The sequence below is a fragment of the Gaiella sp. genome (assembly GCF_057140465.1).
On sequence record NZ_DBNHWK010000032.1, the window covers coordinates 39789 to 66072 of the forward strand.

Annotated in this window: 31 protein-coding genes, 1 tRNA gene and 1 pseudogene; 18 read left to right on the forward strand and 15 right to left on the reverse strand. The window is 72.6% G+C overall.

Annotated elements, in window-relative coordinates:
* Positions 1-12: 12 nt before the first annotated feature.
* Together paaD and AC162C_RS05045 are read left to right on the forward strand one after the other, a co-directional pair.
* The gene (gene paaD, locus AC162C_RS05040) at positions 13-504 is read left to right on the forward strand and encodes a 1,2-phenylacetyl-CoA epoxidase subunit PaaD (RefSeq protein ID WP_484096595.1); all 492 of its coding nucleotides are present in this window, start codon (positions 13-15) and stop codon (positions 502-504) included.
* Positions 505-682: 178 nt separating this feature from the next.
* Positions 683-871, forward strand: a pseudogene (locus AC162C_RS05045) (Rdx family protein); the annotation flags it as partial.
* Between the two features lie 40 nt (positions 872-911).
* On the opposite strand, the gene AC162C_RS05050 reads toward AC162C_RS05045, so the two are convergent.
* Genes AC162C_RS05050 through AC162C_RS05060 form a run of 3 tightly spaced genes read right to left on the reverse strand, consistent with a single transcriptional unit; the run spans position 912 to position 3490 of the window.
* Positions 912-1889 (reverse strand): proline racemase family protein, encoded by a 978-nt coding sequence (locus tag AC162C_RS05050; protein ID WP_484096596.1) that lies wholly within the window; start codon positions 1887-1889, stop codon positions 912-914.
* 6 nt (positions 1890-1895) lie between these two features.
* A complete protein-coding gene (locus AC162C_RS05055; RefSeq protein ID WP_484096597.1) occupies positions 1896-2669 on the reverse strand; it encodes an enoyl-CoA hydratase-related protein in 774 nt (257 codons plus the stop codon).
* A 5-nt stretch (positions 2670-2674) separates the two neighbouring features.
* Complete coding sequence (locus tag AC162C_RS05060; RefSeq protein WP_484096598.1) at positions 2675-3490, reverse strand: enoyl-CoA hydratase/isomerase family protein; 816 nt, start codon at positions 3488-3490, stop codon at positions 2675-2677.
* A 25-nt stretch (positions 3491-3515) separates the two neighbouring features.
* Between AC162C_RS05060 and AC162C_RS05065 the strand changes: the two genes are divergently transcribed.
* Positions 3516-3962, forward strand: coding sequence for a DMT family transporter (locus AC162C_RS05065; protein ID WP_484096599.1), 447 nt, complete (start codon positions 3516-3518; stop codon positions 3960-3962).
* Here AC162C_RS05065 and AC162C_RS05070 read toward each other — a convergent pair.
* From AC162C_RS05070 to AC162C_RS05080, 3 genes are all read right to left on the reverse strand, one after another.
* Positions 3959-6181, reverse strand: a complete 2223-nt coding sequence (locus tag AC162C_RS05070; RefSeq protein WP_484096600.1) for a molybdopterin cofactor-binding domain-containing protein — start codon at positions 6179-6181, stop codon at positions 3959-3961. The genes AC162C_RS05065 and AC162C_RS05070 overlap by 4 nt on opposite strands.
* Positions 6182-6299: 118 nt before the next feature.
* Positions 6300-6755: a (2Fe-2S)-binding protein gene (locus tag AC162C_RS05075; protein ID WP_462972744.1), complete on the reverse strand. Its 456-nt coding sequence runs from the start codon at positions 6753-6755 to the stop codon at positions 6300-6302.
* Positions 6752-7543 carry an FAD binding domain-containing protein gene (locus AC162C_RS05080; RefSeq protein WP_484096601.1) on the reverse strand — a complete coding sequence of 264 codons (792 nt, stop codon included), beginning with the start codon at positions 7541-7543 and terminating at the stop codon, positions 6752-6754. The genes AC162C_RS05075 and AC162C_RS05080 overlap by 4 nt, the downstream gene beginning before the upstream one ends.
* Positions 7544-7601: 58 nt before the next feature.
* On the opposite strand from AC162C_RS05080, the gene ade reads away from it, so the two are divergent.
* Genes ade through AC162C_RS05110 form a run of 6 tightly spaced genes read left to right on the forward strand, consistent with a single transcriptional unit; the run spans position 7602 to position 12934 of the window.
* On the forward strand, positions 7602-9293 hold the full coding sequence (gene ade, locus AC162C_RS05085; protein WP_484096602.1) for an adenine deaminase: 1692 nt from the start codon (positions 7602-7604) through the stop codon (positions 9291-9293).
* Positions 9290-10624 (forward strand): 8-oxoguanine deaminase, encoded by a 1335-nt coding sequence (locus AC162C_RS05090; RefSeq protein ID WP_484096603.1) that lies wholly within the window; start codon positions 9290-9292, stop codon positions 10622-10624. Before ade ends, AC162C_RS05090 begins: the two co-directional genes overlap by 4 nt.
* Positions 10621-10911, forward strand: a complete 291-nt coding sequence (locus AC162C_RS05095; protein ID WP_484096604.1) for a hydroxyisourate hydrolase — start codon at positions 10621-10623, stop codon at positions 10909-10911. Before AC162C_RS05090 ends, AC162C_RS05095 begins: the two co-directional genes overlap by 4 nt.
* On the forward strand, positions 10887-11327 hold the full coding sequence (locus AC162C_RS05100) for a 2-oxo-4-hydroxy-4-carboxy-5-ureidoimidazoline decarboxylase (protein ID WP_484096605.1): 441 nt from the start codon (positions 10887-10889) through the stop codon (positions 11325-11327). The genes AC162C_RS05095 and AC162C_RS05100 overlap by 25 nt, the downstream gene beginning before the upstream one ends.
* Entirely contained in the window at positions 11324-12517 is a 1194-nt protein-coding gene (locus tag AC162C_RS05105; RefSeq protein WP_484096606.1) for a urate hydroxylase PuuD, read from the forward strand. Before AC162C_RS05100 ends, AC162C_RS05105 begins: the two co-directional genes overlap by 4 nt.
* A 9-nt stretch (positions 12518-12526) precedes the next feature.
* Positions 12527-12934, forward strand: coding sequence for a DUF3830 family protein (locus AC162C_RS05110; protein WP_462972751.1), 408 nt, complete (start codon positions 12527-12529; stop codon positions 12932-12934).
* Here AC162C_RS05110 and AC162C_RS05115 read toward each other — a convergent pair.
* Both AC162C_RS05115 and AC162C_RS05120 read right to left on the reverse strand, forming a co-directional pair.
* Positions 12921-13979 (reverse strand): M20/M25/M40 family metallo-hydrolase, encoded by a 1059-nt coding sequence (locus AC162C_RS05115; RefSeq protein WP_484096607.1) that lies wholly within the window; start codon positions 13977-13979, stop codon positions 12921-12923. The two genes, AC162C_RS05110 and AC162C_RS05115, sit on opposite strands and share 14 nt — an antisense overlap.
* A 111-nt stretch (positions 13980-14090) precedes the next feature.
* Positions 14091-14912 carry a menaquinone biosynthesis family protein gene (locus AC162C_RS05120; protein ID WP_484096608.1) on the reverse strand — a complete coding sequence of 274 codons (822 nt, stop codon included), beginning with the start codon at positions 14910-14912 and terminating at the stop codon, positions 14091-14093.
* Positions 14913-14981: 69 nt separating this feature from the next.
* Here AC162C_RS05120 and AC162C_RS05125 point away from each other — a divergent pair, with 69 nt between their 5' ends.
* Both AC162C_RS05125 and AC162C_RS05130 read left to right on the forward strand, forming a co-directional pair.
* Positions 14982-15419 carry a metal-dependent transcriptional regulator gene (locus AC162C_RS05125; protein WP_484096609.1) on the forward strand — a complete coding sequence of 146 codons (438 nt, stop codon included), beginning with the start codon at positions 14982-14984 and terminating at the stop codon, positions 15417-15419.
* Between the two features lie 55 nt (positions 15420-15474).
* Positions 15475-16212 (forward strand): c-type cytochrome, encoded by a 738-nt coding sequence (locus AC162C_RS05130; protein ID WP_462972755.1) that lies wholly within the window; start codon positions 15475-15477, stop codon positions 16210-16212.
* 6 nt (positions 16213-16218) lie between these two features.
* On the opposite strand, the gene AC162C_RS05135 is transcribed toward AC162C_RS05130, so the two are convergent.
* Positions 16219-16560 (reverse strand): hypothetical protein, encoded by a 342-nt coding sequence (locus AC162C_RS05135; RefSeq protein WP_484096610.1) that lies wholly within the window; start codon positions 16558-16560, stop codon positions 16219-16221.
* 24 nt (positions 16561-16584) lie between these two features.
* Between AC162C_RS05135 and AC162C_RS05140 the strand changes: the two genes are divergently transcribed.
* Positions 16585-16860, forward strand: coding sequence for a hypothetical protein (locus AC162C_RS05140; protein ID WP_484096611.1), 276 nt, complete (start codon positions 16585-16587; stop codon positions 16858-16860).
* Between the two features lie 40 nt (positions 16861-16900).
* Here the strand turns inward: AC162C_RS05140 and AC162C_RS05145 are convergent, their stop codons facing one another.
* The 3 genes from AC162C_RS05145 to ygfZ form a co-directional block, all read right to left on the reverse strand.
* A complete protein-coding gene (locus AC162C_RS05145) occupies positions 16901-17830 on the reverse strand; it encodes an ornithine cyclodeaminase family protein (RefSeq protein WP_484096612.1) in 930 nt (309 codons plus the stop codon).
* A gap of 188 nt (positions 17831-18018) precedes the next feature.
* A tRNA-Arg gene (locus AC162C_RS05150) sits at positions 18019-18091 on the reverse strand.
* Between the two features lie 85 nt (positions 18092-18176).
* Entirely contained in the window at positions 18177-18995 is an 819-nt protein-coding gene (ygfZ, locus tag AC162C_RS05155) for a CAF17-like 4Fe-4S cluster assembly/insertion protein YgfZ (protein ID WP_484096613.1), read from the reverse strand.
* Positions 18996-19015: 20 nt separating this feature from the next.
* On the opposite strand from ygfZ, the gene AC162C_RS05160 reads away from it, so the two are divergent.
* Positions 19016-19627 carry a sulfite oxidase-like oxidoreductase gene (locus AC162C_RS05160; RefSeq protein WP_462972760.1) on the forward strand — a complete coding sequence of 204 codons (612 nt, stop codon included), beginning with the start codon at positions 19016-19018 and terminating at the stop codon, positions 19625-19627.
* Between the two features lie 214 nt (positions 19628-19841).
* Here AC162C_RS05160 and groL read toward each other — a convergent pair whose 3' ends face one another.
* Both groL and groES read right to left on the reverse strand, forming a co-directional pair.
* A complete protein-coding gene (gene groL / locus AC162C_RS05165; protein WP_484096614.1) occupies positions 19842-21467 on the reverse strand; it encodes a chaperonin GroEL in 1626 nt (541 codons plus the stop codon).
* Positions 21468-21523: 56 nt separating this feature from the next.
* Positions 21524-21829: a co-chaperone GroES gene (gene groES / locus AC162C_RS05170; RefSeq protein WP_462972762.1), complete on the reverse strand. Its 306-nt coding sequence runs from the start codon at positions 21827-21829 to the stop codon at positions 21524-21526.
* Positions 21830-21981: 152 nt separating this feature from the next.
* Between groES and AC162C_RS05175 the strand changes: the two genes are divergently transcribed.
* Both AC162C_RS05175 and AC162C_RS05180 read left to right on the forward strand, forming a co-directional pair.
* Positions 21982-22422: an NUDIX hydrolase gene (locus AC162C_RS05175; protein WP_484096615.1), complete on the forward strand. Its 441-nt coding sequence runs from the start codon at positions 21982-21984 to the stop codon at positions 22420-22422.
* A gap of 16 nt (positions 22423-22438) precedes the next feature.
* Positions 22439-22795 (forward strand): ASCH domain-containing protein, encoded by a 357-nt coding sequence (locus tag AC162C_RS05180; protein WP_462972813.1) that lies wholly within the window; start codon positions 22439-22441, stop codon positions 22793-22795.
* 227 nt (positions 22796-23022) lie between these two features.
* On the opposite strand, the gene AC162C_RS05185 is transcribed toward AC162C_RS05180, so the two are convergent.
* Complete coding sequence (locus AC162C_RS05185; RefSeq protein ID WP_462972764.1) at positions 23023-23325, reverse strand: hypothetical protein; 303 nt, start codon at positions 23323-23325, stop codon at positions 23023-23025.
* 370 nt (positions 23326-23695) lie between these two features.
* Between AC162C_RS05185 and AC162C_RS05190 the strand changes: the two genes are divergently transcribed.
* The 3 genes from AC162C_RS05190 to AC162C_RS05200 all read left to right on the forward strand — a co-directional run.
* Positions 23696-24739, forward strand: a complete 1044-nt coding sequence (locus AC162C_RS05190; protein WP_484096616.1) for a thiamine pyrophosphate-dependent dehydrogenase E1 component subunit alpha — start codon at positions 23696-23698, stop codon at positions 24737-24739.
* A 7-nt stretch (positions 24740-24746) separates the two neighbouring features.
* Positions 24747-25724: an alpha-ketoacid dehydrogenase subunit beta gene (locus AC162C_RS05195; RefSeq protein WP_484096617.1), complete on the forward strand. Its 978-nt coding sequence runs from the start codon at positions 24747-24749 to the stop codon at positions 25722-25724.
* Between the two features lie 34 nt (positions 25725-25758).
* The coding region (locus AC162C_RS05200) for a biotin/lipoyl-containing protein (protein ID WP_484096618.1) at positions 25759-26284 on the forward strand (526 nt) is incomplete at its 3' end.

A 26284-nucleotide genomic window follows, 5' to 3' on the forward strand; every position in this document is an offset into this window, starting at 1 on the left:
AGCAGGGTGCCCGTGAGCGCACCGTCCGCCGACGACGTCTGGCGGGTGCTCGGGGAGATCCCCGACCCGGAGATCCCCGTGATCTCGCTCGTCGACCTCGGCGTCGTGAAGTCGGTCGAGATCGACGGCGGCGGCGTCCGCGTCGAGTTCACGCCCACGTTCATGGGCTGCCCGGCGCTCGACGCGATGACGCGTGCGATCCGCGAGGGCGTGGAGGCCCTCGGCGCCTCCTGCGAGGTGCGTGTCGTCAACGACGACTCGTGGTCGACGGACCTGATCAGCGCCGCCGGGCGCGAGAAGCTCCGGGCCGCCGGGTTCGCCCCTCCGCCGCTCCGCTCGGAGGGCACGCCGACCCTCCTGCAGCTGGAGCGGGGGCCCTTCCGCTGCCCGTGGTGCGGGTCGACGGACACGCGCCTCGAGAACATCTTCGGGCCGACGGCGTGCCGCTCGATCCGCTACTGCTCGGCCTGCAGCCAGCCCTTCGAGCAGTTCAAGACGATCTAGCGGCGCTCGGCAGCGGGAGACGGTCGCCCCGTCGCCGTCCACTCCCACGGCGGGGTCGCGCCCGCAGGCCAGGAGCTCGCGTTCCTTCGGCGCCGATCGTGCGACGCGGCGGCGTAGGCTTCGAGCGGTGACGATCGAGATCCTCTACTGCGGCGTCTGAACGGGCTACGACGGTGAGGCCGCGCGTGTCGCGGCCGAGTTGGCGGCGAGCGGGCACGAGACGGAGACGGTGGTCGGCGGCCACGGTCAGTTCGACGTCGTCGTCGACGGCGACGCGGTGTTCAGCAAGCAGCGGCTCGGCCGGTTCCCGGAGCCGGGCGAGATCGTGCGCCTCGTCGGCGACCAGGGCGCCGGCAGGCCCGACTGACGCGGCGTCCAGGCACACGTGCGGCGCCGGCGGCTGACGGTCAGCGGAGCAGGAAGCCGTCCGCCAGCGGATCGTCGGGGTCGACGGTGAACGCGGCGGTCCCGGTGCGGTAGGCGCTCCCCTCGACCTCGGTGACGACGGCGGGCGACCCGGCGACCGTCGTCCGCTCGACCACCCGGCCGCGGAACGCCGTGTCGACGACCGAGAGGTGGCGGAGCTCGTCGCCGAGCGGGAGGCGCCCCTCCGCGTCGAGCAGCGCGAGCCTCGCCGACGTGCCGCTCCCGCACGGAGAGCGGTCGACCTCGCCGTCGGCGAACACCGTGACGTTGCGCTGCGTCAGGGGCTCGCCCGGCTCTTCCTGCCAGAAGATCACGCCGTAGACGTCGCGGAGCTCCGGCTCGAGTGGGTGCGCGATCTCGTGGTGGGCCTCCAGGTCGCGCTTGACCTGCCGCCCGAGGGCGATCAGGCGCGGCAGCTCTCCCGCGTCGACCCGCTCCGGCAGCGACGCGTAGAACGCGCCGCCGAAGGCGACGTCGACCTCCCGGCCCGCCGCCGCGAGCCGCCGCCCCCAGACGAATGCCGGCACGTTGCGGAACCGGACACGGAGGACGCGTCCCCGCTCGACCGACGCGACCGCCTCCAGCCGCCCGGAGGGCACGTCGACGACGACCCGGTTCTCGCCCTCCCGGCGCTCGACGATCCCCTCGTCGAGCGCCCAGGTGACAAGGGCGATCGTGCCGTGGCCGCAGGCCGTCGAGTAGCCGGCGTTGTGGAAGAAGACGACGCCCAGGTCGGCGCCCTCGTCGTCCGCCTCGACGACGTGGCACCCGTACATGTCGGCGTGGCCGCGCGGCTCGTGGACGAGCAGGCGGCGGACGTGGTCGAGCCGCGCGAGCGCGTCCCGCCGCTTGTCGAGGACCGTCTCGCCGCGCAGCGGCTCGACGCCGCCCGTCACGATCCGGAACGGCTCGCCCGCCGTGTGGTAGTCGACGACGGTGATCGGGTCGGCCGCGGTCACCGACGCTCAGGAGCCGGTGAAGTTCGCCGGGCGCTTCTCGAGGAAGGCCGCCACTCCCTCGTGGAAGTCGGCGGTCTCGGTCGCGGCCTGCTGGAGCTCCGCCTCGAGCGCGAGCTGCGACTCGAGCAGCGCGTGCTCCGCGTGGTCGAAGAGCCGCTTCGTGAGGCCGACCGCCCGCGTCGGGAGCTCGGCCCACCGGGTCGCCCGCTCGGCGACGGCGTCGGCGAAGCCGTCGGACGGCAGCAGCTCCGAGACGAGCCCCCAGGCGAGGGCCTCGTCGGCCGAGAGGCGGCGGTTCGACGACATCCACTCGAAGGCGCGCGCGAACCCGAGCAGGCGGTGGAGGAACCACGTGCCACCGGAGTCGGGCACGAGGCCGATGCCGACGAAGCCCGGGACGAACGCGGCGTTCTCGGCCGCGACGCGCACGTCGCAGGCGACGGCGAGCGAGAGCCCGGCGCCGGCGCAGGCGCCGTTGACGGCGGCGAGCACCGGCTTCTCGAGCGCCCGGATCCGTCGGACGTTCGGGTGGTACGTCTCCTCGAGCTCGTCCTGGATCGAGCCGGGCATCCCGGAGAACTCCCGGAGATCCTGACCGGCGCAGAACCCCTTGCCGGCGCCCGTGATCACGACGCAGCGTACGGCCGGATCCGCCGCCTCGTCGAGCGCGGCGCCGAGCTCGGCGTGCAGCGCCCGGTTGAACGCGTTGTAGACGTCCGGACGGTTGAGCGTGATCGTGAGCACGCCCCCGTCACGGGTCGTCAGGACCTCGTCGGCCATCTCCACTACCCCTTCCGTCTCTCCAGGAAGCCGCGCACCGCGGACTGGGTCTCGTCGGACAGCATCGAGAGCGCGAGCCAGTCGCGGGCGTGCCCGATCGTCTGGTGCCAGGCGAGATCGCGCCAGACGTTGAGCTGCACCTTCGCGTACCGCGTCGCGCCCGGGAGCTTCCGCGCGAGGCTCTCGACCCACTCGTCGACGACGACGTCGAGCTCGGCGGCGGGGACGGCCCGGTTGACGAGCCCCCACTCCGCGGCGCGGCGGGCCGGGATCTCCTCGCAGAGGAGGACGATCTCGCGCGCGCGACGATCGCCCACCATCAGCTGCAGCCACTGGGTCGCGCCGCCCGCCGGCACCGACCCGTGCTCGAGCCCGACGTGCCGGATGTACGCGTCGTCGACGATCACGGCGAGGTCGCAGGCCATCTGCAGCTCGTTGCCGCCGCCGACGGCGATGCCGTTGACCCGGGCGATCGTGGGCTTGCCGAGCTCCCGCAGCCGATCGTGCATGTCCTTGAACGCGCCGAACCACTTCCAGTACTCGTCGGGGCGCTCCAGCAGCTCGTCGCCCCAGGACGCGAGGTCGGCGCCGACGCAGAACGCGCGGCCGGTGCCGGTGACGACGACGACGCGGACGTCGTCGTCCCACGAGGCGTCCTCGCACGCACGCGCGATCTCCCGCAGCATCCGGAAGTCGAACGCGTTGAGCACCTCCGGCCGGTCGAGCCGGACCGTCGCGCGCGGCGGCGTCTTCTCGTAGACGATCGTCTCGAAGCCCAGCTCGGACGGGTCGCGCGGGGTCGCATGCGTCGGTTCGGCCATCAGCCGGAGCGTATAGCGTCGCGGTGTGGGATCGACGGGAGCCGCCACGACGGTCGCGCTCGCTGCGGGCATCGCGGGCTCGGTGCAGATCGCGCTGCTCGGGCTGCTGGGGCAACGGGTCGGCGAGCTCGAGACGGCGGCCTTCGCCTTCGTGCTCACCGCCGTCGCCGGCATCGTGATCCTGCTCGTGACGCGGCAGAGCGTCGCCGGCCTCGGGAGCGCACTCCGGGAGCCGGCCTGGTTGTGGCTCGGCGGCCTCGCGGGAGTCTTCGTCGTGACGGCGATCATCGTCACGGGCCCGCGGATCGGGATCGTCGCGACGTCGGCGCTGCTGATCGCAGGACAGCTCGTGGCCGCCACGGTGATCGACCGCTTCGGCTGGTTCGGCGTCGAGCGCGTGCCGATCGGGTGGGAGCGCGTCGTCGGCCTCGGCCTGCTCGTGGCCGGCGCGCTGCTGACGCTGCGCCGCTAGCGGGATCCGAGCGCGACGTCCTCCGGCCGGACGGGCACGCGGGCGAGCGGGAGCCCGGTCGCGTCGCGGAGGGCCGAGGTGACGGCGGCGGTGGAGACGACCGTCGGCGGCTCGCCGACCCCCTTCACGCCGTACGGGGCGTCGGGCTCGGGCTCCTCGACGAGGTCGATCGTGACCGGGGGCATGTCGAGGGCGGTGGGGATGAGGTAGTCGGTGAAGCTCGCGTTGAGGATCCGGCCGTCGCGGACGACGAGCTCCTCCATCAACGCATGGCCGAGCCCCTGCGCGATCCCGCCCTCGATCTGCCCTTCGACCGACCGCGGGTTGATCGCCTTGCCGACGTCCTGGGCGGCCCCGACCCAGACCACGCGGGCGAGCCCGAGGTCGACGTCGACCTCCACGACGACCCGCATCGCGGCCACCGCGAGCGCGACGTGCGCCCGGGCTCCGGTGACCTGGCCCGTCTCCGGGTCGAGCGGGAGCGTCTGCGGATGACGGAAGACGTGTTCGACGTCGACGTCGGCGCCCCCGGTGCGCTCGCGCTCGGCGAGCGCCTCCCGGCACGCGTCGCGCACGGCGCCGGCAGCCATCCAGGTCATGCGCGACGCCGACGTCGAGCCGGCCGAGCCGACCGAAGCGGTCGTCGCAGGAGCGAGCACGACGTCGTCGATCCCGAGCTCGGTCCGCGCGACCTGGAGGATCACGCTCGCGGAGCCCTGCCCGACGTCCGCGGCTGCACAGTGGACCTCCGCGCCTCCGTCGGCGCGGAGGACGACGCGCGCCGCGCAGGAGTCGTCGAACCCCTCCGAGAAGCAGATGTTCTTGAAGCCGACGGCGAAGCCGACACCGCGGCGGATGCCGTCGCCGTGCGTCGTGTTCCCGGCGCCTCCGGGCAGCCGCAGCGGATCGCGGGGCAGCGGCTCGGGTGCAGGCACCGGGAGTGCGGCGGCACGGCGGATCACCTCGGCGGTCGGGAGCGAGCCGGTGAGGAGCTGGCCGGTCGGCAGCCGATCTCCGGGCGCGAGGGCGTTGAGCAGCCGGAGCTCGACCGGGTCGATCCCGAGCGCTGCGGCGAGCCGGTCCATCTGCGCCTCCGCCGCGAAGCAGACCTGCGGGGCGCCGAAGCCGCGCATCGCGCCGGAGGGTGGGTTGTTCGTGTAGACGACGGTCCCGTCGAGGAGCGCGTTGTCGACCCGGTACGGGCCGACGGCGAACGCGGTCGAGTTCGCGATCACGGCTGTCGAGCTGGACGCGTAGGCACCGCCGTCGAGCACGATCCGTGCGCGGACGCACACGAGCTTCCCCTCGCGGGTCGCCCGGTGCTCGTACTCGAGCCGTGCCGGATGCCGGTGGACGTGCCCGACGAACGACTCCTCCCGGTCGTAGACCATCCTCACGGGACGACCCGTGTGCAGGGCGAGCATCGCGGCGTGGATCTGCATGGACAGGTCCTCGCGACCGCCGAACGCGCCGCCGACGCCCGCCAGGTGGATCCGCACCTGCTCCGGCTCGAGGCCGAGGCACGGCGCCACCTGCGCGCGATCGACGTGGAGCCACTGGGTCGCGACGTACACGTCGACGCCCCCCTCGCCGTCCGGCACCGCCAGCCCCGACTCGGGCCCGAGGAACGCCTGGTCCTGGCCCGCGAGCTCGTAGACGCCGGTGACCGAGACGTCGCCCACGACATCGGGGTCGCCGTGCCTGATCACCAGGTGCCTGATCACGTTCGGCCGTGGGTCCTCCCGGTAGCCGTGGCGCATCGTCGGGCGATCCGGATGCAACGGCGGCTGCTCGGTCGCCCGGGCGGGATCGACGACCGGCTCGAGCAGCTCGTACTCGACGCGGATCGCGGCAACGGCACGGCGGGCCCGCTCGGGCCCGTCCGCGGCGACGATCGCCACCGGCTCGCCGTAGTAGCGGACGCGATCCCCCGCCAGCACCGGCTGGTCCGGGAACTCGAGGCCGTAGGCCTTCGCGCCCGGCACGTCGCCGTGGAGGAGCACGGCGTGCACGCCGGGCAGGGCCACCGCCGCCGCGACGTCCACGGCGACGATTCGCGCGTGCGCGTGAGGGCTGCGGAGCGTCCGGCCCCAGAGCATCCCCGGCGCGGAGAGGTCGCTCCCGTACGCGAACTCCCCCGTCACCTTCGGCGTCGCGTCCTCTCGACGCACGCTCTCGCCGATCCGTCCCGACGCGAGCCTGTCGGCCGCCTGACTCACAGCCGGCACCCTCCTGACACAGCGATGTTTCTCATACAGGCAACGACCCGCGATATGATCGCAGCGGGTGGTGGGCTGGGGTGCCCCGGGTGCATGGCGACGGACACGTCCCGCACGATCACGCCTCGGCAGCCCGTCGCACGGCGTCGAAGACCTTCGCGTACCCCGTGCACCGGCAGAGGTTCCCGGAGAGCGCCTCGCGGATCTCGTCGTCGGTCGGTGACGGGGAACGCTCGAGCAGCGCGACCGTGGCGACGACCAGCCCGGGCGTGCAGAACCCGCATTGCACCGCTCCGGCGGCGACGAATGCCTCCTGCACGGCGTGCAGGCCGTCGTCACCGGCGAGCCCCTCGACCGTCACGACGTCGTGACCGTGGGCCTGGGCGGCGAGGACGAGACACGAGCAGACGAGCACGCCGTCGAGCAGCACCGAGCACGACCCGCATTCGCCCTGCTCGCACGCGTTCTTCGACCCCGGGAGCTCGAGGCGGTCGCGGAGGAACGAGAGCAGGCTCTGCCCACCCCAGGCGTCCCCCTGCCGCCGCTCGCCGTTCACGGTCAGCTCGACTCTCATGCCGCGCACCTCGCGAGGGCGCGCTGCGTGAGCACACGCAGCGCGTGCCGCCGGTAGTCCGCAGAGCCGCGCACGTCGTCGATCGGGCGCGCTGCGTCCGCCACCGCGTCCGGGAACGCGTCCGCATCGGCGAGGGGTGCGGTGACGAGGGTCGCCACGGGCGCCGCCGACCCGAACGCCGCGCGCACCTCTCCCCGCTCGCGGTCGACCGCGAGGGACAGCGAACAGACCGCGATCACCATCGCGTTCCGAGGCCCCACCTTCATGAAGGTCTGCGCGGCACCGCTCGGCTCGAGCCGCACCTCGGTGATCAGCTCGTCGGCGGCGAGCGCGGTCTCCTTGGGGCCGACGAGGAAGTCGGCGAGCGGGAGGGTGCGGGAACCACGAACGCTGGCCAGGGTGACGACCGCCCCTTCGACGAGGAGCGGCGGCAGCGCGTCACCGGCTGGCGAGCCGGTACCGAGGTTGCCGCCGATGGTCCCGCGATTGCGGATCTGCGGCGAGCCGACGGAGCGCGACGCCTCGACGAGCGCCGGCACCGCACGCGCGAGCGGAGTCACCATCACCTCCGTGTAGGTGAGGCCCGCACCGAGCACGAGCACGTCGCCCTCCATGCGCCAGCCGCGCAGCTCCTCCACCTCGTCGAGCACGATCAGCGCCGGCGGCCGCGAGCGATCGAAGTTGAGCTCGACGAGCACGTCCGTGCCGCCCTGGACGAAGCGGGCCTCCGCAAGCTCCTGCTTCAGCGCGAGGGCCTCGCCGATCGTGCGCGGCGCATGCACGTCCATGCGCAGGTTCTACCGTTCGCGACGGCCGTTCGCTCGACCATCGCGATATCGTCCGGCCGTGGAGCGGCTCGCCCGACGACTCGCGGTAGCCCGAGGAGACGAGGCCGCGGACGTCGTCGTTCGCAACGGCCGCGTCTTCTCCGCCTTCACACGCGAGTGGCTGGACGTGGACGTCGCGATCGTCGACGGCGCGATCGCGGGCCTCGGCGACTACACGGGGCGGGAGACGATCGACGCCGCGGGGCGCTTCGTCGTCCCGGGGTTCATCGACGCGCACATGCACCTGGAATCGGTGAAGCTGCTGGTCGAGGAGTTCGCTCGCCTCGTCCTCCCGCTCGGGACGACGGCCGTCGTCGCCGACCCCCACGAGATCGCGAACGTCCTCGGCGTCGAGGGCGTCCACTGGCTTCTCGACGCGTCCGCGGGGCTCCAGCTTGACGTCTTCTTCATGGCGCCGTCGTGCGTGCCCGCATCTCCGTTCGAGTCACCCCGGCGCCCATTGACGGACGGCGACCTCGAGGCACTGATGCGCCGCCGCCGCGTCCTCGGCCTCGCCGAGATGATGAACTTCCCCGGCGTCATCGGGGGGTCCCCGGCAGAGCTCGCGAAGCTCGCGCTCGACGGGGCCGCACACGTCGACGGGCACGCGCCGGGCGTCGTCGGCAAGGCGCTCCAGGCCTACGCGGCGACCGGGATCGGCTCCGACCACGAGGCCCTGACCGTCGAGGAGGGCCGGGAACGCCTGCGCGCCGGGATGTGGCTGCTGATCCGCGACGCGTCGATGGCCCGCAACCTCGACGACCTGCTGCCCCTCGTCCACGAGTTCGGGCCGGGCCGCATCGCGTTCTGCACCGACGACCGCGATCCGGAGGACATCGCCGACCGGGGGCACGTGAACGGGATCGTCCGCGACGCCGTCGCCGCCGGCATCTCCCCGGAGGATGCGCTCCTGATGGCGTCGCTCCACCCTGCGACGTGGCACGGCCTGCACCGCCACGGGGCGATCGCACCCGGGTACCAGGCCGACCTCGTGATCCTCCCTGACCTCGAGCGCTTCGTCCCCGACCTCGTGCTCAAGCGTGGCGCGCCGATCGCCGACACGCCGCGCCCACCGATCCCCGAGTGGATCCGGCAGACGGTGCGGGTCCGGCGCGTGACGGCCGACGACTTCCGGATCCCCTGGGCGGGCGGCGACGCCCGCGCGATCGGGCTGATCCCCGATCAGGTGGTGACGGAGTCGCTCGTGCGCACGCCGCGCGTGACGGACGGCGCCGCGTGCGCGGACGCCGGGCTCGACCTCGCCAAGGTCGCCGTCCTCGAGCGCCATCTCACGACCGGTCGGATCGGCCTCGGCTTCGTGAGCGGGTCCGGTCTCCGCCGTGGGGCGCTCGCCTCGACGGTCGCGCACGATGCCCACAACCTCGTGGTCGTCGGCATGACCGACCAGGAGATGGCGGTGGCCGTCGAGCGACTGTCGGAGCTGGGCGGCGGCATCGTCGCGGTCGCGGGCGACGACGTGCTGGCGGAGTGCCCGCTGCCCGTCGCCGGCCTCCTCTCGGACGCGCCGCTCGACGAGGTGATCGCCCGCAGCAGAGCGTGCAACGAGGCCGCGGCGAGCCTCGGCTGGTCGGGGACGACGCCGTTCCTCACGCTCGCCTTCCTCCCGCTGTCGGTGATCCCCCACCTGAAGATCACCGATCGCGGGCTCGTCGACGTCGACCGCTTCGAGCTCGTCCCGCTGGAGACGTGAGCATCGTCTTCACCGGCGGGTGGATCGTCACCTGTGACGACGCGGGCACCGAGCACCCGGACGGGTGGCTGCTCGTCGAAGGCGAGACGATCACGGGGGTCGGGGCGGGCCCCGCGCCGGAGGCGGGCGAGCGCGTCGACCTCGGCGGCGCCGTCGTCACGCCCGGCCTCGTCAACACGCACCACCACCTCTACCAGACGCTCACGCGGGCCCGCGCCCAGCAGGCGGACCTCTTCACCTGGCTCCGCGAGCTCTATCCCGCCTGGGCCGGGATCGACGCCGAGGCCGAGTACGCCGCGGCCCGCACCGGGCTCGCCGAGCTCGCGCTGTCGGGCTGCTCGACCGTCTTCGACCACCACTACGTCTTCCCCCGCGGGCGGACGGGCCTCGTCGAAGCGGAGGTGCAGGCCGCCCGGGAGCTCGGCGTCCGCATCGTCGCCTCGCGCGGGTCGATGGATCTCGGCGCCTCGCACGGAGGCCTCCCTCCGGACACCCTCGTGGAGGACGTCGACGCGGTGCTCGCGGACACCGAGCGGCTCGCCGACGCGCTGCACGAGCCCGGGCCGGGCGCACGCGTGCAGATCGTGGTCGCGCCGTGCTCGCCGTTCTCGGTCACCGGGCGCCTGATGGAGGAGTCGGCGGCGCTCGCCCGCCGGCTCGGCCTCCCCCTGCACACGCACCTGGCGGAGACCGTCGAGGAGGACGCCTACTGCCGCGAGCTCTACGGCTGCACGCCCGTCGAGTACCTCGACCGGCTGGGCTGGCTCGCAGGCGACGTGTGGTGCGCGCACTGCGTGCACCTGACGGCGACCGAGATCGCCCGCTTCGGCGAGACGGGGACGGGCGTCGCCCACTGCCCGACCTCGAACCTGCGCCTGGGCGCAGGCGTCGCCCCCGTCCGCGAGCTCCTCGATCACGGCGTCCGCGTCGGCCTCGGCGTGGACGGGTCGGCCTCGAACGAGCGCTCCGACCTCTTCGCCGAGGTGAAGCAGTCGCTCCTCGTCGCGCGGGGACGAGGCGGGCCGGGTGCACTCACCGCCCGCGAGGCGATCCGGCTCGCCACGCGTGGCGGCGCCGCCGTGCTCGGACGCGGCGACATCGGGTCGATCGAGGCGGGGCGGCAGGCCGACATCGCGATCTGGCGAACCGACGGGCTCGAGCTCGCCGGCGTCGCCGATCCCGTCGCCGGCCTCGTGCTCTCCGGCCCGCACCGGGTCGACCGCCTCCTCGTCGGAGGGGTCGACGTCGTTCGCGGCGGCGCCCTCGTCCGCGCCGACGAGACGGACATCGCCCGTGCCCATCGGGTGCAGGCGCGAAGATTCTCGACGTGAGCTGCTCACTCTCCACACACGTCCTCGACACGGGCGCGGGCTCCCCGGCCGCCGGCGTCCAGGTGCAGCTCCTCCGGGACGGCGCGGTCGTCGCGGAGGCGCTGACCGATGCCGACGGCCGCACGCGCCTCGCCGAGGGGCTCGACCCGGGTGTCTACACGCTCCGCTTCCATCCCCCGTCGGTCTTCTTCCGACGCGTCGACCTCGAGATCGAGCTGACCGACGGCCACGCGCACGTCCCGCTGCTCGTCTCGCCGTACGGATGCGCGAGCTACCGCGGCAGCTGACGGCCGACGAGCTCGCGGAGCTCTTCGAGGGCCGGACGCGATTCGTCGAGCGCCTGGCCGAGGAGCCCGACCCCCTCCGCCGGGCCGCTGCGCTCGTGCACGAGCTGCCGGCGGACGAGAAGCGCGAGATCCTCGACGCCCATCCGGCGATCGGCCAACGCTCCGGCCTGTCACGCCGGTCCGCTGCCGAGCAGGGCGGGGATGCCGACCCGGCGGTGCTCGAGGAGCTCGCGGCGCTGAACGCGGCGTACGAGGCTCGCCACGGCTTCCGGTTCGTCGTCTTCGTCGACCGCCGGCCGAAGAGCGAGATCCTCGACGTGCTGCGCGAGCGGATCGGCCGGCCGACCGCGGACGAGCTGGAGACCGCGCTCGACGAGCTCGTCGCGATCGCGGAGGACCGCTGGAGGCGCGGATGAGCGCGGCGCTGCCCCTCGCGCTCGACCCGTACCTCCGCGACTGGCTCGACCTCCTGCTCCGCCTCCTCCACGTGATCGCAGTGATGGCGTGGATCGGCACGTCGTTCTACTTCGTCCTGCTCGACCAGTCGCTGCGGCCACCCGCGCGGCGGGACGACGCCGCCGAGGGCGTCGGCGGCGAGCTGTGGGAGGTGCACGGCGGCGGCTTCTACCGGGTGCAGAAGTACCGCGTCGCCCCACCGCGGCTACCGGAGCACCTGGCGTGGTTCAAGTGGGAGGCCTACACGACGTGGCTCTCCGGGTTCGGGCTGCTGCTCGTCCTCTACTACCTCGAGTCGCGGGCGACGCTGATCGATCCCCGCGTCGCCGACCTCGAGCCCTGGCAGGCGGTCGCACTCAGCGTCGGGCTGCTGGCCGCGGCGTGGATCGTGTACGACGCGCTCTGCCGGCTGCTCGCGCGCCGGCCGTGGGCGCTCGCGGCCGCGATCGTCGCGCTGACCGCCCTCTCCGCGTGGGGGTCGAGCGAGCTCTTCGCGCCGCGCGCCGCGTGGCTCCAGGTAGGGGCGATGCTGGGCACGATCATGGCCGCGAACGTCTTCTTCGTGATCATCCCCGCGCACCGGGAGCTGATCCGCGCGAAGGAGGCCGGCCGCGAGCCGGACCCGGCGCCGGCCGTCCGGGGCAAGCAGCGATCGGTGCACAACAACTACCTCACGCTGCCGGTGCTGCTGACGATGCTCGCGGGGCACTTCACGTTCCTCGTCACGCGCGATCGGGCCTGGCTGATCCTCGTCGCGTTGATGATGCTCCTCGGCGCGGCCCGCGTGTTCTTCAACCTCCGCCACGGGGGCCGCACGATCTGGGCGATCCCCGTCGCCGCGGCCGCCGCGGTGGCGGCGCTCGCGATCGTGCTCGAGCCCGACGACCAGCCGTCCCGGCCCGGCGAGGAGCAGGCCGCGCGGGGGTCGGCGGTCTTCGCCACAGCCGGCTGCGCCGGCTGCCACACGCTCGCGGACGCCGGGGCGACGGGGGCTGTCGGGCCGAGCCTCGACGCGCTCCGCCCGTCGGCGGCGACGGTCGTCGCCGCCGTGACCGGTGGCAAGGGCGCGATGCCGGCGTTCGGAGGAGAGCTCTCGGACGACGACATCGCCGCGGTCGCGGCGTACGTCTCGACCGTCGCCGATGAGTAGGATCACGGCGTGCTGGAGATCGACGCCGGAGGGTTCCACTTCGTCGCCCGACTCGAGGAGGAGGCGGCCCCGCAGACCGTGGCCGCGTTCCGGCGGCTGCTCCCGCTCGAGTCGAAGATCATCCACGTCCGCTGGTCGGGCGAGGCCGGCTGGATCCCGTTCGGTGACCTCGACCTCGGGCTCGGCCCCGAGAACGCCACGAGCTACCCCCATCCCGGCGAGATCGTGCTGTACCCCGGGGGCGTGTCGGAGACCGAGATCCTGCTCGCGTACGGCTACGTCAACTTCGCCTCGAAGGCCGGCCAGCTCGCGGGGAACCACTTCGCGACGATCGTCGAGGGCGTCGAGAACCTGCGCCCGCTCGGCGTGAAGTTCCTCTGGGAGGGCGCGCAGGAGATCGCCTTCACCGAGGCGTAGCGCGCGGAGCCTCGGCGAGCGCCGCGAGCGCATCGGTGAGCACGTCCACGGCGAGTGCGACGTCGACGTCGCTGCAGGTCTCGTCGGGGGAGTGGCTGACGCCCTCGCCGCCCGCACGCACGAAGAGCATCGCCGCGTCGACGCCCGCGTGCGCGAGCACGCCGGCGTCGTGACCGGCACCCGAGTCGAGCTCGACGACGGGGAGCCCACGCGACGCGACAGCGTGGCGGAGCGCCTCGACCGACGCGCCGGCGAACGCGACCGGTGCCTGCACCTCGGAGGGATCGATGCCGAGCTCGCCGAGGAGCCGTGACAGCCTGTCGGCGTCGGGGGCGCGCGCGTCGATCGTGAAGCGCACGCTCCCGGGGATCACGTTCGCCGCACCCGGCTCGGCCTCGATCCGACCCACCGTCGCCACCGTGCCGGGAATCGAGAGTGCGACGTCGCGGACACGGAGGATCTCCTCGGCCGCCCGTACGAGGGCGTCCTCTCGGCCCTCCATCGGGGTCGTGCCGGCATGACCGGGCCGCCCCTCGATCACCCGCTCCACCCGCTTGTAGCCCGTGATGCCGGTGACGATCCCCAGCGGAGCGTCGCGCGTCGTGAGCCTCGTCCCCTGCTCGTGGTGCACCTCGACGAAGGCACCCGGGAGTCGTCCGCGCGCGACGAAGGCGCGCGACCCTCTGCATCCGCGCTCCTCGTCCCGGAACACGACCACACCGAGCGTCCGGCGGCACCGTCCGAGGCGCGACACTGCCTCGAGGGCGGCGAGCACGCCGAGCGGCCCGTCGAACCGGCCGCCTTCGGGCACGGAGTCGAGATGGGATCCCGCCCAGACCTCGGCGAGCCCCGGGTCCTCCCCGGCGCGCCGTCCCACGAGGTTCCCGTCCGTGTCGACGTCCACCTCGAGGCCGAGCTCCGCCATCCACCCCGCCACGAGCCGGTGCGCCTCGTCCTCCTCCGGGGAGTAGCCGATGCGGTTGGCGCCGGGGCCGCCGCCGATCGCGTACACGGCGTCGAGCTGCGCCTGCAGACGGTCGCTCATGCGCGTGGAGGGGACGCCGGCCGACCGCCCGCGCCGCGGACGCCGGCGCCACCGGTCGACGACGTGTCGAAGGCCATGTGGCGGACGGTACCGCGCGCGGACGAGCGACGGCTACGCGACGAAGTCGAGCTCGACCGCTCGTGGGAAGGCGCCGATCGCCTCGCCGCGTCGCAGCAGCTCGCAGACCGCCCTGCGCCCCTCCTCGCCGTAGTCCTGGGTGAGCTCGTTCACGTACATCGCGACGAAGCGGTCGGCGACGGCGGCATCGATGCCGCGCCCGAAGCGGAGCGCGTACTCGAGGGCCTCCTCGCGGTGCTCGAGCCCGCAGCGGATCGCCTCGCCCAGCACCTCGGAGAGGTCGTCGAGCCGCCCGACATCGCGCCGCGCGGCGTTCACGCCGAGCGGCAGCGGCAGCCCGGTCTCGAGCAGCCACCACTCGCCGAGGTCGAGGATCTTCTCGAGGCCCAGCGAGTCGAAGACGAGCTGCCCCTCGTGGATGAGGAGCCCGGCGTCGGCACGCCCGGAGGCGACCTCGTCGGGGATCCGATCGAACGGCAGCTCGCGGAAGCGGAACTCGCCGAGCACGAGCCGGAGGGCGAGGAACGCGGTCGTCAGCCGGCCGGGGACGACGATCTCGAGATCCGCGAGCGCCTCGGGCTCGACGCGCTCGCGCGTGACGACGATCGGCCCGTAGCCGACCCCGATGCTCGCGCCGTGGGGCAGCAGCACGTAGTCCTCCTGGACGTACGGGTAGGCGGCGAGGGAGAGCGCGGTCACCTCGAGTCGCGCCGCCCGTGCCCACTGGTTGAGCGTCGAGATGTCCGCGAGCACCTGCTCGAAGCGGAAGCCCCTCGGGTCGACGAGGTCGGTGGTCAGCGCCCAGTACATGAAGGCGTCGTCCGGGTCCGGGCTGTGTCCGACGCGGATCACCACGAGTCGGTGACCGTAGCACCGCCTGGGCGACGCGGGATGCACGAGCCCACCCCGCGCTACGCTCCGCGCGTGCCCCGGGTGCCGCTGAGCGACGCGATCCAGGACTACCTGCGCGAGATCTACCGCCTGTCGGACGGCGGCGCCAAGGTGAGCACGACGGCGCTCGCGCGGAGCATGGGCGTCTCGCCGGCCTCGGCGAGCGCGATGGTGAAGAAGCTCGCCGCCCTCGGGCTCGCCGTCCACGCGCCGTACCGCGGCGTCTCGGTGACGCGGGCCGGCGAGAAGGTGGCGATCGAGGTGATCAGGCACCACCGGTTGCTCGAGCTCTACCTCGCGAAGACGCTCGGGATCGCCGTCGCCGACGTCCACGACGAGGCCGACCGGCTGGAGCACGTGCTCTCCGAGGAGCTGGAGGCGCGGATCGACGAGGCGCTCGGCTTCCCGACCCACGATCCCCACGGCGACCCGATCCCCGACGCGAACCTCGAGTGGCCCGAGGGCGACTGAGCCGAGTGCTCCGCAGACGTCGTCGGGTTGCGCAGACCGCCCCTCCGCTGGAACGATGACGGGGATGCGCCGTGTGCTCGTGATCAGCGGGGTCGTGGCACTCGTCTCCGCCTCGTTCGCCGTCGCCGCCGTGATCAACGGCACGGCGCGGAACGACGTGCTGCGGGGAACGGCGAAGGCGGACCGGATCGACGGCCGCGGGGGAAACGACCGCATCGTCGCCCGGGGCGGGAACGACCGGGTCTTCGGCGGCCCAGGCAACGACGTCGTGCGGGGCGACGCGGGAGACGACCGGCTCGTCGGTCAGGCCGGGAACGACCGCCTGATCGGCGGCCCAGGCAACGACGTGCTGCAGGGCAACGCCGGGAACGACCGCCTCGAGGGAGGGCCCGGCAACGACTCGATCGTCACGGGCACGGGGCGCGACCGGGTGAGCTGCGGCGCCGGGCGCGACACGGTGAAGGCCGGCGCCGCGGACGTCGTCGCCCGCGACTGCGAGGTGGTGAGGCGCACGGGAGGGACGCCGCCGCCGGAGCCGACGGAGCCGACGGACCCGATGGTCGACGGCAAGCGCCTCTTCCAGACGGTCGGCTGCGCCGGCTGCCACACCCTCGCCGACGCGGCGGCGTCGGGGAGCGTCGGCCCGAACCTCGACGAGGCGCGGCCGTCGAAGGACCGCGTCGTCAGCGTCGTCAGCAACGGTGGGATCGTGATGCCCTCGTTCCGCAACCGCCTCACGAGGGACCAGATCGAGGCGATCGCGACCTACGTCTCGTCGGTCGCCGGGCGCTAGCGGGAGTCAGCGCCCGAAGAACCAGCGCTCGAGCGCAGGGAGCACCTCCTTGCGCGTGAACGGCCGGGCGTCCGCGGCGCGTCCCTCTCCCTCCAGTACCTGGACGTCGTCCTCGAGCGCCTCGTTCGCGTGGGTCAGCGCATCGTCGAGCTCGTACCCCTCGAAGACGACGTCCTCGGGTCGCGGGTCGTCGGTCGGCCGGAGGTGTGCGTTCACCGAGCGGCCGACGACCCACACGGCGCCGGGGCGGCGCTCGATCCAGATCGCGATGTGCTCGTCCTCGCCGTCGTCGTCGACGCCGTGCAGCACCCGCTCGGCGAAACGGCCCTCCCGCGATCGGCGCTTCATGATCCGAGGATAGAATCGTGGGCGATGGCGCTCAAGGACATGTTCTCCTTCCTCTTCCAGCGTTCGACCGGCGAGGAGCGGGTCGCACAGTACGTGATCCGCGAACACGATCGCGGACGGTCGCTGTCGGAGATCATGGAGGACAAGTACGTCGTGAACCGGTTGCAGACGCCGCAGCAGCGGGCGCGGCTGCTCGACCGGCCCGAGATCGTGCACGCGGTCGGTGAGGACATGGTCGAGGCGACGAAGGCCTCGGTCACCGGGGACGCTTCGGCGGCCCCGTCCGAGCCGAGCACGTAGCGCGACCTCAGATCACGCCCCTCCCGCGACGGCAGGGCCGTCACAGCGTGCGCCCGACGCCCCGTTCCTTCGCCCGCCGGACGAGCTCGTGCCCCATCGCGACGTCCCACGCCGCGATCCCGTTCGACTTGAAGACCACGACGTCGCCGTCCCTCTGACGTCCGCTCACGTCCCCGGCGACGACCTCGTGCAGCTCGTGCACCTCGAGCCAGTCGAGCTGGCCGGCGGCGACCGGGTCGATGAGGTCGCCCGACTCGAGCTTCGCGTCCTCGATCGAGTCGCAGCAGACGAAGGCGGCCCGGGTGATCACCTGGGCGTCCAGCTCCCGCGCGCGCGGGTCGTTGGCTCCGATCGCGCACACCAGCACGCCGTCGCGCAGCCAGTCCCCGCGCAGCACCGGGTCCTTCGAGGTCGTCGCCGTGACGACGACGTCGCATGCCGCCGCCTCCTGCGGGCCGTCCGCGGGCACGGCACCGTTCGACTCGCAGAACGCCGCGAGCCGCTCGGACGAGCGGCACCAGGCGACCGCCCGTTCGATGCCCGGCACCGCCGCCCTGATCGCGGCGAGCTGTGACGAAGCCTGCCACCCGCAGCCGATCAGCCCGATGCTCGCCGCGTCGGGCGCGGCGAGGTGCGCGGCCGCGACGCCGCTCGCGGCGCCGGTGCGGAGCCAGCCGAGCCGGTCGGCCTCGATCACGGCCTGCAGCGTCCCGCCCTCGAGCTCGAAGAGGCAGACGACGAACGCGAGCTCGCCGTCGACGACGGTGTAGCTCTTGAGGCCGGCGAGGCCGAGGTCGTGGTCGACCGCCGCCATCACGGCGAAGGCGCCGCCGTCGATCGCGAACCGCCGTCGCGGCATCACCTCGACCGCCCCTGCCGCCATGCGCCGGAAGCACGCCTCGATCACGGGCACCGCGTCGGCGGGCTCGGCGAGCGATCCGACGTCGTCCTCGGTCAGGTAGAGGGGCACGCGGCGAGTCTACGGGCCGTCGGCGGCTCCGGCTCGCCCGCCGCTCGTCGCCCTGCCGATGTCCGCGTCGCGGGGACGATCGTGCTCGTCCACGTCGACGCGCACGATCAGGGGAACGGGCACGTGGCCCCGGCGCGGCCAGTGCCTCATGGGTCCACGACCCCGGTCGCGACGGCGTTGCTGCGCCATGCGCCCGGCATGATTCGAACATGCGACCTCTGCCTCCGCAGGGCAGCGCTCTATCCCCTGAGCTACGGGCGCGGGGAGGAGAAGTCTAGCGGCCGCCCGTCCCGAGGCCGCCGGTGGGCGCAGGCGGCGCCCCCGTGGCTGGCCCCCGCCGTGCCGGTCAGCCGGAGCGCGGACCGATGATCCGCGCGACGCCACCGTCGAGGGAGAGCTCCGCGTCCTCCGGGACCTCGCGCCTGACGTAGGCGAGGGCGACGATCCCGTGGGCGGGGTCGGTCGCCGCGCTCGTCACCCGGCCGACCGCCGTGCCGTCGAGCACGAGCTCGGTGTCGTGGCCGGGAAGCCGCTCGGCGTCCACCGCGAGCACCCGGAGCGACCTGTTCGCCCGTCCACGGTAGTGGAGGCGCGCCACCGGCTCCTGCCCCGGGTAGCACCCCTTCGTGAAGCTGATCGCGCGATCCTCGAGGCCGGCCTCGGCCGGCAGCACACGGTCGTCGAGCTCGAGGCCGTACCGCGGCGTGCACGCGAGGATGCGGAGCCGCTCGAGCTCGGGGTCGTCGATCGTCGTCGCCCCGTCGGGGGCCTCGACGTCGAGGAGCTCGAAGGCCTCCACGCCGTAGTCGCGGTTCGGGATCGCGCGCTCGGGGGGGTCGCCGCCGAGGACGAGCAGCACGCGATGGCGCTCCTGCTCGACGACGCACTTGGCGGCGAACCGGTAGCGGAGCAGCTCGTGGCGCAGCCGCTCCCCGAGCTCCGGTTCCGTGAGCAGGAGGAAGTCGTCGTCGCCCTGACGCGCGACGACCATCGTCGCGATCACGCGCGCCTTCGGCGTCAGCAGCAGCGCCTCGCACGACTCGCCGACGGCGAGCGCCTCGACGTCGTTGGAGACCATCCGATTGAGGTACGAGGCGGCCTCCGGCCCGCGCACCCGCACGAACGCCCGGGGGCGGTCTGCGACCGGTAACGTCGCGGAGGTCATCGACCCGAGGGTAGCGAGCGGTGTTCCGGAGCAGGGCGGAGAAGAAGGTGGTGGAAGCGGGGTACGACCCGGCTCGGCTGCCCCCGGGCCAGTACCTCACCGACACCTGGCCGGTGCTCCACGCGGGCGACGTGCCGTCCTACCCGCCCGACCTCAGCGGCTGGGACCTCCGGGTGCACGGCGAGGTGGACACGCCGCTCGTCCTCACGTGGGCCGAGCTCGCGGCACTCCCGACCGTGACGGTCGTCCAGGACATCCACTGCGTGACGCGCTGGAGTCGATTCGACGCCGAGCTGACAGGAGTGCCGTGGTCGACGATCCGGGAGCGTGTCGGGCAGCGCCCGGGGGCGCGCTTTGCGATCGCCCACGCGGAGCACGGCTTCACGGCGAACATCCCGGTCGAGTTCCTCGAGCGCGAGGGCGCGATGCTGTGCACCCATGCCGACGGCGAGCCGCTGACGCCCGAGCACGGGTGGCCGCTCCGCCTGATCGTGCCGGGGAAGTACTTCTGGAAGAGCGCCAAGTGGCTGCGGGCGATCGAGCTCTCCGCGGTCGACGTCCCCGGCTTCTGGGAGCGGTACGGGTACCACAACGACGCCGATCCCTGGGCGGAGCAGCGCTACGCGTTCTGAGCCGGCGGTCGAGATCCCTCGAACGAGGGATCGGACACGCTTCCGGGCCGGTCGATGAGTATCGCGACCCACCCTCCCCCCTAGCTTCACCCCCCCAGAGACGCCCGTCCCCCAACGGGCGTCTCGCCTTTCGGGGACCCTGCACCTGAGGCGACAACGCGGAGGGGCCGGCGATGCCGGCCCCTCGCATGACGCGTGTCAGCCCGGGGGCTGCCTACATCATCCCGCCCATGTCCGGCATGCCGGCGCCGACCGACTCCGTGTCGGGAGCCTCGACGACGACCGCCTCGGTGGTGAGGATGTTCTTCGCGATCGACGCGGCGTTCTGCAGCGCCGAGCGGGTGACCATCGTCGGGTCGATGATGCCGGCCTTGACGAGGTCCTCGATCTCGCCGTCCTCGACGTTGAGCCCGTGGCCCTTCTTGGCCGTCCGGACCTTGTCGACGACGACGGAGCCCTCGAGCCCCGCGTTCTGCGCGAGCTGCCGGAGCGGCTCCTCGAGTGCCCGCATGATGATCGTGACGCCGGTCTTCTCGTCGCCCTCGAGCTCCCCGAAGTCCTTGCTGACCGAGTCGGCGGCGTTGAGCAGCGCGACCCCGCCGCCCGCGACGATGCCCTCCTCGAGGGCGGCGCGGGTCGCCTGGAGCGCGTCCTCGACGCGGTGCTTCTTCTCCTTCATCTCCGTCTCGGTGGCAGCGCCGACCTTGACGACGGCGACACCGCCCGACAGCTTCGCGAGGCGCTCCTGGAGCTTCTCGCGGTCGAAGTCGGAGTCGGTGTTCTCGACCTCGGCCTTCAGCTGCTTGATGCGGGCCTTGATCGCCTCGGAGTCACCGGCGCCGTCGACGATCGTGGTCGCATCCTTGTCGACGACGATCTTGCGGGCCCGTCCGAGCTGGCCGAGCTTCGTGTTCTCGAGCTTGAGGCCCATCTCCTCGGTGATCACCTCGCCACCGGTGAGGATCGCGATGTCCTCGAGCATCCGCTTGCGGCGGTCGCCGAAGCCCGGCGCCTTGACGGCGACGGCCGTGAACACGCCGCGGAGCTTGTTGACGACGACGGTGGCGAGCGCCTCGCCCTCCACGTCCTCGGCGACGATCAGCAGCGGCTTGCCGGCCTGGATCACCTGCTCGAGCACCGGCAGCAGGTCCTTCACCGCACCGATCTTCTGGTTCGCGATCAGCACGTACGGTTCCTCGAGCTCCGCCTTCATGCTCTCGGCGTCCGTGATCATGTAGGGCGACAGGTATCCCTTGTCGAACTGCATGCCCTCCGTGAACTCGAGGTCGAGACCGAACGTCTGGCCCTCCTCGACGTTCACGACGCCGTCCTTGCCGACCTTCTCGATCGCGTCGGCGATGACGTCGCCGATCTCGCGCTCGCGCGACGAGATCGTGGCCACACGGGCGATGTCCTCCTTGCCGGCGACCTCGGTCGACTGCTTCTTCAGGTCCTCGACGACCGCGTCGACGGCCTTCTCGATGCCGCGCTTGAGCCCCATCGGGTTCGCGCCGGCGGCGACGTTCTTCAGGCCCTCGCGCACGATCGCCTGTGCGAGCACCGTCGCCGTCGTCGTGCCGTCACCGGCGACGTCGTTCGTCGCGGTGGCGACCTCCTTCACGAGCTGCGCGCCCTGGTTCTCGAACGGGTCCTCGACCTCGATCTCGCGGGCGATCGTGACGCCGTCGTTGGTGATCGTCGGCGCGCCGAACCTCTTGTCGAGCACGACGTAGCGGCCCTTCGGGCCGAGGGTCACCTTGACCGCGTCGGCGAGGATGTTGACGCCCCGCTCGAGCGCGCGGCGCGCGTCCTCGTTGAACTTGAGCTCCTTGTGAGCCATCTGCTTCGTTTCCTCCTATCGCAGTACCTGGAACGCGGGAGAGGCTGGCCTCGTCCCTACACGGCCGCGCGGTCGCCGACGACCTTGGCCAGGATGTCGGACTCGCGCAGGATCAGGACCTCGTCGGCGCCGATCTTGATCTCGGTGCCGCCGTACTTGGAGAAGATGACCTCGTCACCCTCCTCCACGTCCATCTTGATGTACTCCCCGTCCTCGTCCCGCGGGCCGGGGCCGACCGAGAGGACCTTGCCGCGCTGCGGCTTCTCCTTCGCGGTGTCGGGTAGCACGATGCCGCTCGCCGTCATCTCCTCTTCGTCGAGGACCTCGACGATGATGCGGTCACCGAGGGGCTGCAGGTTCATGCACTGGCCTCCCTGAGACTGTTGGTTTGATCTGTCTGGCACTCCACATAGGAGAGTGCCGATTCGGCACTCTACCACAGCGTGTGCCGACCGTCGCGGTTGACCTGAGTCGGAGCAGCTCACATCGCGTGCCGGGGTGGTACAACCGTCCCGTGCGCCGCGAACGCTCGGCCGGTGGGGTTCTCGCGCGGAGGATGCGCGGCCGCGAATGGATCGCCGTGATCCGACCACGCGGCAAGCCCGAGGGCACGTGGGTGCTGCCCAAGGGGCTCCTCGACGCCGGGGAGTCCGGTGCGGACGCCGCGCTCCGCGAGACCGCCGAGGAGACCGGCGTCGAGGGGCGGATCGTCGCGATGTTGGGCGACGTCCGGTACGTGTACACGTGGGAGGGCGAGCGCGTCTTCAAGGTCGTGCGGTTCTTCCTCGTCCGACCTGTCCGCGGCAGGCTCGGGGCGCTTCCGCCCGGCATGGAGCTCGAGGTGGCGGAGACACGCTGGGTCCCCCTCGAGACGGCCCCGTCGCTCCTCGCCTACCGCGGTGAGCGCGAGATCGCGCAGCGCGCGGTGGAGGCGCTGGCGGCCGACGCTCTATAGTTGCCTCGCCGTGCCGATGTACGCGCTCAACTTCTACTCGCCGTCGGTCGGCGACCAGCTGCGCTCCGGCCGCAAGACGGCGACGATCCGTCTCGGCGACAAGTCCGGGAAGTACAAGAAGGGAATGATCGTCTCGGTGCTCGTCGGCGTGCGGTACGGGCAGCGCGAGAAGATCTTCGACGCGGTCATCGACAAGGTCGAGGTGACGCGCCTCGGCGACCTCTCACCGCGCGACATCGAGCACGACAACCCGGAGATCCGGCGGCTCGACGAGTTCGTCGAGTGGTTGTCGAAGCTCTACAACCGCGACGTGACCGTCGACGACACGGTGACCGTGATCCGGTTCTCCGGCATCGTCGGCACGATGTTCTGAGCCGCCCCAGCCCGCGCACGGCGTCCTCGCTCGCCTGCGAGGAATGCCGGCGACCGATGCACCCGTCGCAGGCACGGCGCCCGTGACCGTCGCCGCCCGGTGATCGACGTCCGTCGCGTGTGACCACGACCCGTTCCCGTCGTGCGCGACGGCCTCGGAGCGCGACCGGAGCGGCAGCACGCCTCGTCCCCCGCCGACGACCCGGAGAGACGGCTGGAGCTCCTCGGCTAGCGCCCGGGCTTGCGGATCGGCCCGCCGAAGAGCTCGGCGTCGCGTACCGGCGCCCCGCACTCCTCGCACTCGACCTGGAACGCCGACGGGAGCCGCGCGTCGCAGGCGGGGCATCGGTGCCGCAGCTCCCCCGCGCAGTGCGGGCAGGCCGCCGGGAGCACGTCCTCGAAGTCCTCGAAGTAGCGCACCGTGTGCCCGCAGGCGAGGCAGAACGCGACCCAGTCACCGAGCGTCCGCCGGCGCTCCTCCTGGATCCAGTTGCGTCGCGGTCGCGGTCGCAGCTCTTCACCCGTGCCCATCGCCGTCACTGTAGACAGGTCGGCCTGGAATCGGCACGGATCGGTAGCGGTCCCGCGACACGAGTCGTGCGATCGTTTCGGTAGGGGCCCCGCAGCCCCCTTGGGGGGTCGTGGACCCATCGGGGAGCTGGGGGCGCTCTCGGGTTGTCGATGGTTCCCGCGTCGCGGCCGCCCGAGCGTCATCGACCACGCCCCGACGCCGCGCGAGGGGCTATCGGCAGCCGTCGGCCACGCTCGCACCGAGCCGCCGTCGCGGGCGCGAACGGAGGCTGTCGACGTGGGCTCGGGGGGCCCGGTCGCTCGTGCCGGGGCCGACAGACCCGATCGCTAGAGTGCAGGCGACCACCGCTCGACGAGGGAGAGCGACTGCATGGCTGTGAGGGAAGCGGAGCCCGTCGGCTCGCTCCAGGAAGTCCACGAGGCCGGCCTCGACCGCGAGGACCTGCTCGGCATCTACCGCAACATGCTCACGACCCGCGGGATCGAGGAGCGCGGTCACATCCTCTACAAACAGGGGAAGATCCCGGGGTCGTTCTACACGGGACGCGGCAACGAGGCGTCGTCGGTGGGCGTGGCGACCGCGATGGCGCCGAACGACGTCGGGACGCCGCTGCAGCGCGACATGGGCGTGCACGTGACACGCGGGCTCGAGCCGTGGCGGGTCTTCGCGCAGTACCTGGGGCGCGCCGACGGCCCGACCCGGGGCCGCGACGGGAACGTCCACATCGGCGACGCGAGCCTCGGGCTGCACGCCATGGTCAGCCACCTGCCGGCGATGCTCCCGGTCGCCGTCGGGATGGCGCTCGCCTTCCGCATCCGCGAGGAGAAGCGCATCGCCGTGGCCTGGTGCGGCGAGGGCGCGGCGGCGCGCGGCGACGCCCACGAGGGCATGAACCTCGCCGGCGTGCGCAAGCTCCCGGTCGTGTTCGTGATCGACAACAACCAGTGGGCGTACTCGACGCCGTCGTACCTCGAGTACCCGGTGGAGCACCTGGCGGACCGCGCCGCCTCGTACGGGTTCGAAGGGGTGGTCGTCGACGGCACCGACGTGCTCGCGGTGTACCGCGAGGCGAAGCGGGCGATCGAGAAGGCCCGGGATGGCGGCGGGCCGACGCTGATCGAGTCCGTCACGCTCCGCATGGAGGGGCACGCCGTCCACGACGACGCCTTCTACGTCCCGCGCGAGCTGTTCGAGGAGTGGGCGAAGCGGGACCCGATCGAGCGCTACCGGTCGTGGCTGCGAGAGCACGCCGACATGACGGACGAGGAGGAGGACGAGATCACGTCGGGCGTCAAGCGCCTCCTCAACGACGCCGTCCAGCGCGCCGAGGAATCACCCCTCCCCGATCCGTCGACGCTCGTCGACGGGGTCTTCGCCCAGCCCGAGGAGCTCGACACCCCGCACCACAAGTGAGCTGACGATGCCCGAGAAGACCTACCTGCAGGCGATCTCCGACGGGCTGCGCGAGGAGATGCGCCGTGACCAGCGCGTGTTCGTGCTCGGCGAGGACGTCGGCGTGTACGGGGGCGCGTTCAAGGTCACGCTCGGCTTCCAGGAGGAGTTCGGCCCGTGGCGCGTGATCGACATGCCGCTCTCGGAGACGGCGATCCTCGGCGGCGCGACCGGAGCGGCGCTGATGGGCCTCCGGCCCGTGGCGGAGATGCAGTTCGCGGACTTCGTCTCCTGCGGGTGGGACCACCTGACGACGGTCGCGGCCAAGCAGCACTTCCGGGTCGGCACTCCGATCCCGATCGTCGTGCGCCTGCCGTCCGGCGGAGGCTTCTCGGGCGGCCCCTTCCACTCCCAGAACCCGGAGAGCTCGTTCGCGCACATCCCCGGCCTCAAGGTCGTGTGCCCGTCGACGCCGGCCGACGCCAAGGGGCTCCTGGCGAGCGCGATCTTGGATCCGAACCCGGTGCTCTTCTTCGAGCACAAGCACCTCTACCGGCGCATCAAGGGCGAGGTGCCCGACGAGCGCTACACCGTCCCGTTCGGCCAGGCACGCACGCACCGGCCGGGTGCGGACGTGACCGTGATCACGTGGGGCGCGATGGTCTACACGGCAGACGAGGCGGCACAGCGACTCGCACAGGAGGACGACGTCTCCGTCGAGATCGTCGACCTCCGCACGATCATCCCGTGGGACCGCGAGACGGTGCTCGAGAGCGTTCGCCGCTGCTCGAAGGTGCTCGTCCTGCACGAGGACACCCGGACCGGGGGGTTCGGCGCGGAGATCGCGGCAACGATCGCGGACGAGGCGTTCGAGCACCTCGACGGGCCCGTGCGACGCCTCGCGGCGCCCGACTCGCCGGTGCCGTTCGCGCCCAACCTCGAGAAGGTGTTCATCCCACAGGTCGACGACGTCGTCCGCGAGCTCAGGGAGCTGGCGGCATATTGAGGGCGGGCCCGGCGCCGCCCGCACAGGAGGAGATGTGAGCACCGGAACCCAGACCGAGGTCGTGATGCCCCAGATGGGTGTCTCCGTGTCCGAGGGAACGATCACCCGGTGGCTGAAGCAGCCGGGGGACACGGTCGCACTCGACGAGCCCCTGCTCGAGATCTCCACCGACAAGGTCGACACCGAGGTGCCGAGCCCCGGAGAGGGCGTCGTCGCGCAGGTCCTCGTCCAGGAGGGCGAGACGGTCGAGGTGGGGACGGTGCTCGCGCTGATCGCGCCGGCCGGCGCGCCCGCCGCACCGGAGCCGGAGCCGGAGCCGGAACCGGTCGCCCAGGCGCCCGCGGCCGCAGAGCCGGCGGCTCCCGCGCCGCCCGCGGAGCCCACGCCCGCGCCCCCAGCGGCTGCTCCGCCGGCCGGCACGCCACCCGTGCCCGCGCCCGCGGCAGCCGGTGGCACCGGCCGGACGTTCGTCTCGCCCGTCGGCGCTCGGATCGCCGCCGCGCACGGCGTCGACCCGGGCGCCGTGCCCGGCACCGGGCAGGGCGGGCGCGTGACGACGA